Origin of the sequence: Hassallia byssoidea VB512170 (genome assembly GCF_000817785.2) — a bacterium.
GTDB lineage: Bacteria > Cyanobacteriota > Cyanobacteriia > Cyanobacteriales > Nostocaceae > Hassallia > Hassallia carrinoi.
Genome location: NZ_JTCM02000014.1, coordinates 1 through 13311 on the forward strand (window position 1 = coordinate 1; position 13311 = coordinate 13311).

The 13311-nt window shown below is 41.0% G+C and carries 14 protein-coding genes; 6 read left to right on the plus strand and 8 right to left on the minus strand.

Annotated elements, in window-relative coordinates; all coding sequences use genetic code 11:
• Window positions 1–299: 299 nt before the first annotated feature.
• Window positions 300–704: an NUDIX hydrolase gene (locus tag PI95_RS09410; protein ID WP_039737900.1), complete on the minus strand. Its 405-nt coding sequence runs from the start codon at window positions 702–704 to the stop codon at window positions 300–302.
• Window positions 705–967: 263 nt separating this feature from the next.
• A complete protein-coding gene (locus tag PI95_RS09415; protein WP_039737902.1) occupies window positions 968–1684 on the minus strand; it encodes a Crp/Fnr family transcriptional regulator in 717 nt (238 codons plus the stop codon).
• A gap of 553 nt (window positions 1685–2237) precedes the next feature.
• Here PI95_RS09415 and PI95_RS09420 point away from each other — a divergent pair.
• Entirely contained in the window at window positions 2238–2477 is a 240-nt protein-coding gene (locus tag PI95_RS09420) for a hypothetical protein (RefSeq protein WP_039737904.1), read from the plus strand.
• Here PI95_RS09420 and PI95_RS09425 read toward each other — a convergent pair.
• The 4 genes from PI95_RS09425 to PI95_RS09440 form a co-directional block, all read right to left on the minus strand.
• Window positions 2474–3193 carry a GDYXXLXY domain-containing protein gene (locus PI95_RS09425; RefSeq protein WP_039737906.1) on the minus strand — a complete coding sequence of 240 codons (720 nt, stop codon included), beginning with the start codon at window positions 3191–3193 and terminating at the stop codon, window positions 2474–2476. The genes PI95_RS09420 and PI95_RS09425 overlap by 4 nt on opposite strands.
• Window positions 3190–3348 carry a hypothetical protein gene (locus PI95_RS09430; RefSeq protein ID WP_163518745.1) on the minus strand — a complete coding sequence of 53 codons (159 nt, stop codon included), beginning with the start codon at window positions 3346–3348 and terminating at the stop codon, window positions 3190–3192. Before PI95_RS09430 ends, PI95_RS09425 begins: the two co-directional genes overlap by 4 nt.
• Before the next feature lie 63 nt (window positions 3349–3411).
• Entirely contained in the window at window positions 3412–4821 is a 1410-nt protein-coding gene (locus PI95_RS09435) for a DUF2157 domain-containing protein (protein WP_039737908.1), read from the minus strand.
• Between the two features lie 330 nt (window positions 4822–5151).
• The gene (locus PI95_RS09440; RefSeq protein WP_039737910.1) at window positions 5152–5553 is read right to left on the minus strand and encodes a PPC domain-containing DNA-binding protein; all 402 of its coding nucleotides are present in this window, start codon (window positions 5551–5553) and stop codon (window positions 5152–5154) included.
• 102 nt (window positions 5554–5655) lie between these two features.
• On the opposite strand from PI95_RS09440, the gene PI95_RS09445 reads away from it, so the two are divergent.
• The 5 genes from PI95_RS09445 (at window position 5656) to PI95_RS09465 (ending at window position 9975) form a co-directional block, all read left to right on the plus strand.
• Complete coding sequence (locus tag PI95_RS09445; RefSeq protein WP_039737913.1) at window positions 5656–8142, plus strand: dynamin family protein; 2487 nt, start codon at window positions 5656–5658, stop codon at window positions 8140–8142.
• Window positions 8143–8471: 329 nt separating this feature from the next.
• On the plus strand, window positions 8472–8846 hold the full coding sequence (locus PI95_RS09450; RefSeq protein WP_052324670.1) for a KGK domain-containing protein: 375 nt from the start codon (window positions 8472–8474) through the stop codon (window positions 8844–8846).
• A gap of 233 nt (window positions 8847–9079) precedes the next feature.
• Window positions 9080–9439, plus strand: coding sequence for a KGK domain-containing protein (locus PI95_RS09455; protein WP_039737916.1), 360 nt, complete (start codon window positions 9080–9082; stop codon window positions 9437–9439).
• Window positions 9436–9678: an HNH endonuclease gene (locus PI95_RS09460; protein ID WP_039737918.1), complete on the plus strand. Its 243-nt coding sequence runs from the start codon at window positions 9436–9438 to the stop codon at window positions 9676–9678. The genes PI95_RS09455 and PI95_RS09460 overlap by 4 nt, the downstream gene beginning before the upstream one ends.
• Window positions 9679–9708: 30 nt before the next feature.
• Window positions 9709–9975, plus strand: a complete 267-nt coding sequence (locus tag PI95_RS09465; RefSeq protein ID WP_052324671.1) for a hypothetical protein — start codon at window positions 9709–9711, stop codon at window positions 9973–9975.
• Here the strand turns inward: PI95_RS09465 and PI95_RS09470 are convergent.
• Window positions 9949–10131: a hypothetical protein gene (locus PI95_RS09470; RefSeq protein ID WP_163518746.1), complete on the minus strand. Its 183-nt coding sequence runs from the start codon at window positions 10129–10131 to the stop codon at window positions 9949–9951. The genes PI95_RS09465 and PI95_RS09470 overlap by 27 nt on opposite strands.
• On the minus strand, window positions 10110–12782 hold the full coding sequence (locus PI95_RS09475) for a DUF3536 domain-containing protein (RefSeq protein WP_039737921.1): 2673 nt from the start codon (window positions 12780–12782) through the stop codon (window positions 10110–10112). Before PI95_RS09475 ends, PI95_RS09470 begins: the two co-directional genes overlap by 22 nt.
• Window positions 12783–13311 lie beyond the last annotated feature (529 nt).

Below are 13311 nucleotides of genomic sequence, written 5' to 3' on the forward strand. Positions count from 1 at the left end.
GCGATGCTTTGTCTCCCCTCCCCGCAAGCGGGGAGGGGATTAAGGGGTGGGGTTCTTTTGACTTTGGGAATCATAACTAATTACCCGGACATGATATTATACATAAATGATAACTGAGGCTTATTTTACGCCTAATAATTATCTTCATTACCAGTTAAATGCTTATCAAAATATTTCATTTATTTCTCAATTTTCTTACAAAAATTTATTTGTTTTAGCAAAACTTTACTTAACTCAGCAATATTAACATTTCTCAACTCTAATAAAATTAGAAACTTCGAGAAAGAATGCACTTATTCTCAGCTAAACCCTTTGAGAATTTGCTTGAGTGAGGCTTTCTTAACCCGCTTGATGGCTTTGCTTGGATCTAACCACTGCCGCCTTCTTTGATTCGCTTCGGGCCAATCTGACAATACAGTTTCAACTGCTAACAAAAACGTCTTGACTTGGTAAATTTTGCCTTTTTTGCGATATTTGTATCTGCCCAGTTCATTACCATCCACTTGACCAATTACCCCAGCTTCTTCCCACGCTTCTTTTGCGGCTGAAGCAGGGGGACTCATGCCATTGCAAATACCTCCTTTGGGAATTACCCAGTTTTTACAGTCGCTAGCTGTCACCAGCAAAACTTCAATTTTTCCGTTTGTAACTCTGTAGGGAATTACTCCTGATTGTTTAAATACTTTTTTGGCTTTTCGACTCATAACATTTACATTCGTTGCATTCACTCTTTTTATACAATAAAAATACTTTTGCTGCAAAATTGAGTTAATGTCTTCAGCTAAAAAGTAGTATAGTTAACTAATTTTATAAAGTAGCTAAATATACTCTCTGAAAAAGCTCACGCTCTCTCTCTAAGAGTGAGCGTAAGAAAGAATGTTAATGTTAATGTTGTCTTTTCTTAAAATAAACATATCGGTATCAGTGTTCTGTACGGTTGCGGACATTACAAGAGTTAATTTCAGTTCTACGCACGCTCAGTGTCAAGTAAGCGCGAAAATTCCGTTTTTATCACTCTATAGCTCTCGCCAGAAGTTGCTTCCAAACCCTCCCGATTGAGGATGGTAATTCTGCCACGGCTGTAGCGAATCATTCCGGCTTGGCTGAGAATGCCAGCAGCCACCGTCACACCAGAGCGACGCACACCGAGCATTTGGGCGATAAATTCCTGAGTGAGTGGAAACTCGTTTGATTGCGTCAGGTCAGCGACCATCAACAGCCAGCGGGCAAGTCGTTCTTCCACCGTATTCAAGCGGTTACAGACAGCTGTGTGGGTAATCTGGGTGAACAGTGCTTGGGTGTAGCGCAGCAGCGATTTTTGCAGCGAACCACCAAGGTCAAACTCCGCTTTCAGCCGAACAGCGTTCATCCTCATAGCAGTGCCAGGGACTTGCATAAATGCGGTTGTGGTCGTCATGTTGCCCCCCAAAAATACGGGAATACCTACCATCCCGTCATTGCCCACCATACCGACTTCGACTGTCGAGCCGTCTTCGGTAGTGTAGACTATCGAAGTTATTCCCTGATTGATAAAATAGACGTGTTTGATGGGTTCTTCTGGTTCGTAGAGAACTTGTTTGATTGGAAGTTCAACGAACTCTAGGTCAGGAACAAGGCGTTGGTAATCTTCATCTGGCAAAGCCGCAAGCAGCTTATTTTTTGGGAAATCGGGATTTTTTGTCATTAAAATTAAGAGTCTCCTTTAAGTGCTTTCTGCAATTTTTGATTAATATTGCTTTTGAAAGAATATTTAGATAATGTATTTATTAAACTCTGTTGAAGACACATTCATCTTCAATCTGGAGATGTATATTTGCGGTTAATTATTGTCAAGCGATCGCCCAATATTTTTGATGCATTAATGTAAAAATTACTTGTATTTTGGCAAACATCTAAAGTTAAAAAAAGCCATATTTTTTTAATAAAAATAATTTTTTATGCTATTAATTAATAAGTTTTGTCACCATATCGGTACAATTATGGTGTGAAATATGACATTTAAATTAGCCTTTGCCCCTAAATCCGCAAGGAAAAACCTAACTTATCCACGAAAAGCGAGAAGCAGTAATGAGCGCAACACTCACGGGTGTGGGTTTTGGTTGCGGCTGGGTCAGCAAAAGCAGCGAAATGTTAAGGAGCGATCGCTTTTTTTAGACGAAAACAGGTGACATTATTTCCACGTATGTGTAAAGTAGTTGAGAGTCGTATACCATCAGTAAGATTTTCCGCAACCCTCTATGGATAGAAAAACCAAACGCCTTTTACTGCTAATTGTTTCCTGTAGTGTCACCGGTGTAGTTTTAGGAGGTACGTCAAGTTGGGCAGAAAGCACCATTTGCCTGCGAGCCGATACCGTGACGAGTGATTGCTTGACCCAAAACCCCATTAACAAAACTATAGAAGGAATGAGTACTGGCTTGCTAGCTGGGGCTGGGGCAGCTTTTGGTGCCGCATGGCAGTTGAGACGTGAGGATTAAAAGCGGTAGTTGCGATTTTGTACCCACATACTAACGGGTACGGCATTACCCTCTGCATCTACTTTAACTTCCACTAAAATCGGTTGTTGCCGTCTTTGTTGGGTTTGCTGTGCCTGAAACAGATTATTATTAATTTGCTGCCTTTGGTCTTCTGGGATGGAATATGATTCCATACCATAGTTAATAGCTCCATCCTCATAAACACCTTTTAAAGCAACCTGATTTGCCGCTAAAGTTCTAGGGGGATTAACACTAACCCGCACCGGCTTCCAAGCTGTAGGATTGCGAGAATCTGGAAATTCTTGCTCTTGCAAAGTTACATAAAAGTTGGTTCCCTCAGCTAAAGAAACGTATTGTCTGTTTCTATTAGAACGGCGTCTAACTAATTCTTGCCATCCTGGTAATCTTCTCAAAGTGTTGTAACGAGCGATGTTGTAATCAAGATTCACCGAATTTCCCTGTAGCGCATCATCAGGGTTTACTGGTACAGTTTGCAAGATTACTGTTTTACCAGTGACATGAGTAAACATCGCTTGAAATGGTATCGCCATAATCAATGCTGTTTGAATCAACAGCGGAACTATCAGCCGCCAAAAAGGTAAAGGCTTTGTTGATTTTTGTTCATTAGCCTTAATATAATCGTCAAAAGTCACCTTTTTGGAGAATTCCATTTCCGGTGTCAAAGATTTGTTAGATTCGCGATCGTTGCTTTTCATTTTTGTTGTGGGAATTGGGAATTGGGAATTGGTAATAGGTAATAGGTAATAGGTAATTGGGAATTGGTAATAGGTAATTGGGAATTGGGAATTGGGAATTGGGAATTGGGAATTGGGAATTGGGAATTGGGAATAGTGATGTGCGTTTTACCCATTACCCATTACCCATTACCCATTCCCCATTACCCATTCCCCATTACCCATTACCCATTCCCTATTTATTTGACTGTTATTCGTCGTTCAAACCAAAGTCCGGCGCTAATGATACCGATGCCGCACATAGCAAAGACAAATGACCGGAAAATTAAGTCTGTGTCATATTCCCACATGCGGCTAATAATTTGCAGTGTTAATAACAGCATTCCGCCCCAAAATGTGCGTCTATCACCGTATTCTATGCCGTGTCGCATAAGTCCAAAAGCAAATATTCCCAGAAGAATATTGAAGATAAAAACTGCTAAAGCGGGAATGCGAGTAACAGCTTGATGCCAAAAAGGTACTAAAGCGACGATGACAAGAAAGCTGGTAATGAAGACATTGGTGATATCCATTCCTCGGCGGGTTAGGCTGTTGCGATAACGCAGCATAAACAACCATTGCAAGACTACTAAACCGCTGAGAATTCCTAAATCAATTAGGGGAAATGACCTAATCGGTGAGTTGGTTGTTAGGGGATAAAATCCGGAAGATGGATATTGCCAAACCCAATAAAAGGAAAGGACGTAAAATAGAGTTCCGAAAAACCATAGCGCGAGGCTTTGGGCGAGGGGTTGAAATAACCTAAAATTTATTGTGGGGAATAGTAGGTCATCGTAACTCCAAAATAATGCGGCTGGAAGTGCAAAAGCAAAAGATGCAACCCAAGGCGCTGTATTATTATAAGCTAAACGTTGCAGGGGATTGAGGTTGAATTGCAAGGAAATGGTAAAGGCGATCGCTGCGAGTGCAAATATCCAACGCGATCGACATAAATAAGCTAAGGGTACAAACAGCAACCAAATAACTAATGGCATATGTTGCACCAATAATCGCGACCAACTAAAGTCAGTTGCAGAGTAAGATAATTCTCCTAATCCCGTCCAATATCCTATTTGTAAAAGGATAATTGATAAGACTCCTAAGGAAGTCAAGCTAAGTCCATATGCCATGATTAAAACACCCAACCCCCAGCAAAGAAATAGTTGGGAAGTTGAACCGCTGATATTAAACATTTGCGCCATCAACGCAATATTTGCCCCTAATATCAAAGCCGCTAAAATTAGCAAACCTTCTCCTAATAGTTGTTTGCTGCGTGGCTGTTTTTTTCCTTCGGCATTAAGTGTAGGTTCTCTAAAAGAGTAAAAACCTGTGATAGTAGTTGCGAAAAACAAACTTAGCAAAATGACAAATTTGACATCTCGTGACCATGCTTGCCAGTTTGCGGCTACAAAGGTAATTATGCCTAAGCTTAACAAAATGCTGCCGATCGCAATCACGATGAAAACGAAGCGATCGCGTGCAGCTATTTCCAGGTTATCAAATTGATAACGTTTTCCTAGGTCTTGGTAACATGAAGAACTAATAATTCCTTCATCCCGCCATTTTTGTGCTTCTTGGCGTAATTTTCGGCGAAAATTGTCTAATACCATGACAATCTCCAATGCCGTTTAGTCATAGCAATGCTCCATTTTATGTTGTGATTTGACAGGGTGAGCAGAGATGGATGTAACGCAGAAGACAATCCCCACCTACCACCGTTCACGAATCACTATGCGGATTGCTATCAGGCGGTCAGAATATTATTAGTATGATGCCAACAGTTTTATTAAATTGTTCTTATGTGACAGTTTGACTGATGGTAATGTAAATTTAAACTCGTAGTGAGCACTTTAGTGCTCATAATAAGCGATAAATCGCTTACTACTACTAAGAATACGAACCGCAGAGGCACAGAGTACGCAGAGAAAGAAAGGAAGAGGTTAGGAGTTATTGGGGATGATTTCTAGTTCTTTATAGCCTGTTTCTTCATCGATAGTTCTATTGAAGATAAATTCTTCGGTGATACCAATTATTATTTCGGCGGTTGTGTAAATAATGCATTCATTGTCAAGATGTCCGCCGATAGTTTTACCTTGTTTATCGGAAATAGCAATATGCAAATGTACGCCGGAAGTTGCTATTGTACCGTTGAGGGAAAGAATTTCAAATTTCTCTATTAATAATATGCTATCTGATTGATTTGCAAAGCGGATTTTTGCTTGTTTGAGGCTACCAATTGCACTTAGTATAAAACCTGCTTTGATATTTTCTTGATTGACGAAGTTTTTTAAACTTTGTCTTAAATCTTGGTCGGGTTTGAGTCTGAGAGGAAATACTTTCATTTTTGGTGGGGTTAGGAATGAGAAACTAACCTAGTAATTTTACTGAACCATTAAGTAGAGAAATATTCTTAAACTATATTAATATATTTTTAGGTGTCGAATATGTCATATCTACCGCTTCAGTGTAAAAATCTGAAAGAACAAGTTGAGTTTATATTACAACTTTTACAGCAAGAAGCAAGTTTGCGATCGCATGATATTACATCAGTGCAAACATCTTTGGGTAAAGCGATTTCTCCGAAGTTTGAAATTGTGTTTGCGGGTGCGTTTAGTGCGGGTAAGTCGATGTTAATTAATGCGCTGTTGGAGCGGGAATTGTTGTATAGTGCAGAGGGACATGCTACTGGCACGGAATGCAAAATTGAGTATGCGGAAGTTAATAAGGAACGAGTTGTTTTAACGTTTTTAAGTGAAGTTGAAATTCGAGAACAAGCAACTTCTTTGTGTCAACTGTTGAAATTTAAGGAAGGAATCAATATCAATCAAGTTGAAGTAATTGATTTGTTGCATCAAGGATGTGAAGCAATTATTCAGCAAGAAGGTGGTGAGAATAAATCGGAACGTGCGAAACAAGCAAAGGCGTTAATTTTATTGCTTGATGGATATGTGGCAAATAGAGAACGCATTCACACAGTTAATAATGCCACATATTCGATGGAGCAATTCAACTTTTCTAATTTGAAGGAAGCTGCGGGATATGCGCGTCGAGGTAGCAACAGTGCAGTTTTGAAACGCATTGAATATTACTGTCATCATCCTTTGTTGCAGGATGGTAATGTGATTATCGACACACCGGGAATTGATGCGCCAGTTGAGAAGGATGCACAGTTAACTTACGCGAAAATTCAACATCCTGATACATCTGCGGTGGTATGTGTGCTAAAACCTGCTTCAGCGGGTGATATGACGAAGGAAGAAACGGAACTTTTGGAAACGATGCGGGGGAATGGGGGAATTCGCGATCGCGTATTTTATATTTTCAACCGCATTGATGAAACTTGGTACAACAATCAGCTAAGACAAAGATTGGATGATTTGATTAATGGGCAATTTCGAGATACAACTAGAGTTTATAAAACGAGTGCTTTATTAGGATTTTACGGCAGTCAAATTAAACAGACAAGCGTACAAGATAGATTTGGTTTAGATTCGATTTTGGCTAGTAGCAGTGGGGTTTCCCCACTATCACAGAATGATAGCGAAGAAACACCGCAATTTGTTAATGAGTTCAATCGCTATTGTGCAAACTCTGGTAAGTTATCACCTAGTCAATTTCGGATTTCGGTTAACAGCTTTGAAACTCCGAATGAGAATTACGTGCGGATTTTGAATGAACAGGGAACGCCATTAATTAATCAGCTAATTCAAGATAGCGGTATTGAAGGATTTAGAACAGCCATTACTCGCTATCTGACTGAAGAAAAGCGTCCGTTACTATTCCAAAATTTAGCTGACGATTTGGAAGATGTTTGTATCAAACTCAAAAAACATTACCAATCTATACGGCGAGAGTTAGATAGTCAACCGCGAGAAATTGAGGCGATGAAAGCGCAGGAATTACAACGCCTCAATCAGCAATTACAGCAAGTTGGCAATGATTTTCGTCAACATATTACAGAAGAAGTAAACAACGTTATTAATAACGCTTGTGATGCTTTTGAAGCTGATTTTCGTCAATTACAATTACGCATGACTCACCGTTTAGATGAGTTACTACATACCTTTTCTGTGAGTAATGCTTACCGACGCGCAACTTTGACTCATCCTCGCAATGCGACTGCACCGTTAATTGCTATTTTAGTAGAGGCTTTTTATTATTTGGCGAATCAGTTGGAAGATATTTTAGTAGAGTCTTCACGGGAGGTAATTGCTAATCTTTTCCAAGGGTTGATGGAAAGAATTCGGAAATCTGAATATTATCGTCAATTGTATCGCTTATTAGGTAATGATGGCGGAATTGAGGTTGAGTTAAAAACGTTAGAAAAAGCTGTATCTGAAGCTATTGTAAATGCAGCGCGGGTTGAATGCGATCGCTTTGTCAGAGAAAGTCCCAGATTTTACGATGAAGGCACTTTTTCTATATATCAGTTTCGGCAAACATTGCTGCAAACTTCTCAAGGTTACGACTGCGAAAGCATGGTTGAAGCGGAACCTGCAATTAGACAATTATTGAAGTTAGATTTTGAACCTAAAGTTTCCGAAACCATCCGCAAAAACTTTCGCCAGACTGTTAACCAAACTATCAAAAGTCAGTTGTTACCAATGGCAGATAAGCAAGCGGATGAGATTTTGCAACAATACTCTCATGCGCGTGCTTATTTAGAAGAAACGCTTGCACAAGAAGCTGAAAATAAAATCTTGAATAATCGGCGGTTACTACTTGCTGTTGAACAAAAGATTGAGCAGTATAATTCAGCAGTTTCGGCAATTAATAGTTGTTTGCAAGCGATGCAGTTATACGACTGTTTGTTACCTATTTTTGATGATTCGCTGAAAATTTATGAGGTTTCGGATGCTAGTAAAAGTAGTATTTTGAGTAATGGTTTTCTGATATCGGATGGTTTAGGGGATGTTGTAGAGGAGGGTTAGAATCTAAGCGTGAAAATGAGCGCGTTTTTAAACGCAGAGGAACACAAAGTAAGCGCAGAGGATCGCAGAGGTTTTCTGATTTTAATTCGTTAGGAATTTGTGCTTAGGTAAATGCAGGTAATTACAGCGCTTTTGAGGTACGTGAGGTACACCAATTTCAGGGATGGTTTTTAAACTTTGAATTTGAATCGGTTGCTGTACCTCATAAACATCGAATCTGCTGTATCTGTGTTTACCTGCGGTTAAAGATTTTTCTCACGCAAAGACGCAGAGACGCAGAGAGAAGAGGACAGAAGAATAGTACTAAAGTTTTGATACTGGAGAGTTATATGGAAAAGAAATTCATAAATCTAGACACTGATTTTGAACATAAAGATAGTGTTATTGTATTTTCCACGAAATCTATGTTTAAAATGTGTGAATTGATGGAAGGAATGAAACAAGCATTTAAGCATCAAGGATTGGATGAGTTAGGTAAAATATTAAGTAATCGAGGAGGTATACCAACTTGGAGAGAGATGAAAGATTCTTGGTTTAAAGATGGTGTACCATGTGAAATATTGAAAGTTAATGGTAATGGATGGCAAAAAGGTAAATTTAGAATCAAAATAACTTTACAGTTTTGCCCCGACAAAGCCGAAATTACTCAACCAGAATCACCGCTTGACGACATTCGCCGCATGACAAATGAAGTCCAATCATGAGTAAATTGTAGTTTTTTCAAGTCCGCCTACGCGGACTTTGTTTGTATAGCCAATGAAGTCCAATCATGAGTAAATTGTAGTTTTTTCAAGTCCGCGTAGGCGGACTTTGTTTGTATAGCCGCATAATTCTATTTTGAGGGCGCATTATTTGCATAAGTAGTGACGATTTATATTTGATGCGAATATAATTGTTTAGTATAGTTTTTTAAATAATTTTCAGGATAAAAGTTCAAATGCACGACAACTCTTTTTTACCAAATTACGGCGATGACGATGTTTGTTATTCTTCTGATAATGCAATGTTTAAAGTCGGTAAACTTAGAGAAAAGATAAAAGAGGCATTTAGAGGTTCGGTACAAACAGCATTAAATGATGTATTAAAATCTGCTAAATTAGAATTTTATACCCACGGAAAAGACTGGTTGGGCGACGGTATCGATTGTGAAATACTGAAGATAGGAGCTAAAGGTTGGCAAAAAGGAAAAATTAAAATTAGAGTTAGCGTAGAATTTTGTCCTGATGAACCCGAAATCACTGAACCTGAGTCACCACTTGATGACATCCGCCGCAAGATAAACGAAGTCAGCATATGAGTAAAACTCCTCGCATTCGCATCCCGACCGAGGTGAGGAAATATGTATTTCAACGCGACAAATATCAATGTCAAAGTTGTGGTACAAATGACGAAACTAATCTCACTATTGACCATATCATCCCCCTTGCCCGTGGTGGTCAAAATGATATCAGTAACTTACAAACTCTCTGCTTTACCTGCAACCTTCAAAAAACAGACAAAATAGTTCACCGCTTTCGGCGACATTTTGATTTATAGGATAATATTGACTGTTAGTTTCTTAGGAATATGTCTAAAAACCCTAACAGTAATTACCAAAAAGTTCCCAAAGTTACAACTCTTTTCTTTTGCTTTTTCGTGGTAATAGCTGTTTTTATCGCAGCTTTTCCCAAACTATACGAAATCAAAACAAAAGCCGGGATTGATTTAGCACCAGGAATACACGCCGGCACCGTTTTTGAAAAATACAGCCACGGACTCTTCAAATGTGAGTGGCTTTATCCCTACCATTGCGATCGCGAAGCTTCTTCAAAAAATACTCACCGTCACATTTAAGTAGGGAAGATGGGGAGATGGGGAGATGGGGAGACAAGGAGATGGGGAGATGGGGGAAAGAAGAATTATTCTTTTTGTCTCCCTTGTCCCCTTGTCCCCCTTGTCCCCTTGTCCCCCTTGTCCCCCTTGTCCCCTTACCCGAACTGACTCAACCAAGGACTAACATCAACAGCTAACTTTTGTCCCAACTTCAACAAATGCCGGCATTGATGAGTATCTTTCCCACTAGCCACCGCAACCGCACAATGCGATAATATCTGATGCAAACAGCTAAAGTATAATTCCTGGGATCGCTCAAGAGAAATGCCGATATTCATGTCATAGCCGATATCTATCAACCTTTCCAAACGTTGGATATCTGCATCGAATGTGCCGTTGGGATCGTGCAATAATTGCCAAAGCGATCGCAATATCAATTGCTCTAACATCACCTTGCCGTCGTGAATATTCAACCGACAATGCAGATGTTTCGCTTCTTTGGCGATCGCCTCTAATTCTACCAGATGATTCGCGCAAAGTTGTGGCTCGGCGATGTCTTGCTCAAGCGATCGCAATGTCATCATACACCGATGCCCTAAGGCAATCTCTGCCGCCACCTGCAATTCTTGCGGTACTTCCAGTTCATCCCGGTGGAATGCCATCATCACTCCGTAATTATCCCGGTACGTTTGAGTATAAAGCTCATTTAAACGTGCCAGTGTTTCCTGACTCAATAACCGCATAATTCGATGGCGTTCCTCGGCGAATAAATTCTGCAAGCTGAAAGGTTCTTCGCCAAACAACTGCGTCATCGCCAAGATAGTATGCGCCGCACTCGCTTGTTCCAGCGCTGCAAACAGCTTTTCTTTTAACTGGCTGTAACTACGTCTGCCCTCAAACGGTTGAATGCAGCAATGAAAATCCCAGCCACCCAAATGCAGCACGGCAAAGACTAAATGCTCGCTCTCCCAAGTAATTTCTGACACCAGCTTTACTTGTCCCATCGCCAAAGTTAGCGATCCCAGGCGTTGCATTTGGTAATCTAGCTCATTTGCCGTGTAGCAATAAACCCGCTTTTGGTAAGGATGCGGAAGTTTGCTGGCAGAATTGCGCGTTTCTGTCGGTTTGCGATCGCTATTTCCAAATAATGAAGTAATCGCGTAATGTGCTGCAACTTGCTTAAAACCCACTTGCGCTGTTAACACCAGTTGGCGATAAATTTCCCCACCATGCTTGAATATATCAACATTACTGGGGGCTAAACCAAGGCGTTTGACAAAGCCTTTTTCTAACTGTACACCCGCCACATCTCCCGCCAATTCCATCGCCCGCGCCGCATAGCGCATAATCTGCGTTCCTTCTGGGCGGGAAATTTCTTCAAAAAACCAACCGCAACTAGTGAACATAAGCATTGCATGACGCTGCATTTCTAAAAGTCGTAATGCGTCTACTTGTTCTGCGGCTGTTAGTTTGTGGGTTTGATGGCGGTTGAGGAATCGGTTAATATTCGCTGGAGAGCGATCGCGCATCACCTCGATATATTCATTTCTCGCTTGCCAGGGATCGCTAAAAAGCTGTCTGCCATAGTCGTCATACACCTCAACTAACTGATCCCGCAGCCAATTTAGCGCATCTCGCAACGGACGCCGCCATTTTTGATGCCATACTCCACCTTCACCACCACAACCGCAATCATCTTGCCATCTATCGACACCGTGGGCGCAACTCCATGCTGTGACTGGCTTTAATTCTACTTCCCACGCAGGCGCTTCTAAGCTGAGGTAGTGGGCAAAGTTCGTTACCGTCCAACCTTGGCGGGGAAATTCTTCTATAAAGGCATAAGCTAAAGTTTTCTCAGTTCCTTTCTTATGATGTCCAAAGGTTTCCCCATCCGTCGCTACAGAAATCAACTGTGCAGGACGATGATCCCCGCGCACCGCTGAACCGATGCGTCCTGTAAAGTGACTGGAATTGTAAACCACATCACTAAAACCCATATCCCGCGATATCGGACCATCGTAGAAGAAAATATCAATGTATGGTTTGTTCTTTGACTCTTGACCATTGACTATTGACTCTTGACTATCTTTCAAATAACAGCGATAAGGGCGGGTAGAATCAATTTGAGCGCCGCCGACTTCGTGCCATCCTGGGTGCGGATTCTCGTTATTTGGTAAGGGACGACAACGTTGTGCTTGAGAAGGTGCGAGGACGATAAAACGAATGCCTTCAGCAATTAAAGCTTCTAAGGTTGCGTAATCTACGGCGGCTTCTGCTAGCCACATACCTTCGGGATCGCGTCCAAAGCGGGATCGGAAGTCTTCTTTACCCCAGTGGATTTGGGTTTGTTTGTCACGTTCGTTGGCAAGAGGCATGATGATGTGATTGTATACTTGCGCGATCGCATTGCCATGACCGTTTAGGCGATCGCAACTTTTCCGATCTGCCTCTAAAATCCGTTGATAAACCTCCACATCATGGCGTTCCAGCCACGACATCAACGTAGGTCCAATATTAAAGCTGAAATACTCGTAATTATTCACGATCCCCAGCACTTCACCTCGGTTGTTTAACACCCTGGCAAAGGCATTTGGGCGGTAACATTCCCAGTGAATCCGCTCATTCCAATCATGGAAAGGTGCGGCACCAGGTTGGCGTTCAATCGCATCCAAATAAGGATTTTCCCGTGGCGGTTGGTAAAAATGACCGTGTACAGCTACGTAAACACCGCTAGCCGTTCTCAATGGATCTTGCTGGGTGTATGCAGTACTTTGGTTTGACATCGATCTGGAGCCAGTACTAGCTGGCATTTCAGCAGCTGAAGTCATGTATCTTTATCCTGAATCACTAAAAATTACAGTTGTGCTATCGAATATCTATGCAAAAATCGTTACCGCGCCATCTTCGCTTCGCTCGGTATAAACAACTATGACAAAACTTGCTAATTTTTGACATCTTGCTTTAGTCTTGCGGGTCATCTGCTTTCTCAAACTTCAGCCGAACCGCAGGCATGAATGAATTATCCATTGTCAAAAGCCTTAGTTAACGGGTTATTTGGTTTGCAGCCCGAAAAAACTTAATTGTCTTTTAATATATTAAACCCCATTTTTGGTGTAGTATTCGGGCTGAAATTGATAGATTTGTAACGAAAGATTGCCAAAGCTGCACAAATCGCAATTTCATTTTACATATCTAGCCAAAAAGTGCAAACAGTAGAATCTCTCAGCCGTTGTACCGCAGGGTAGAGAGTATCCTAGAATCTAGTCTTTGGAGGTGCTGAGTGGAAGTGGATAGTGGATAGTGGATAGTGGTTAGTCGGTAGTGGTTAGTGGTTAGTGGGGCATGGGGCATGGGGCA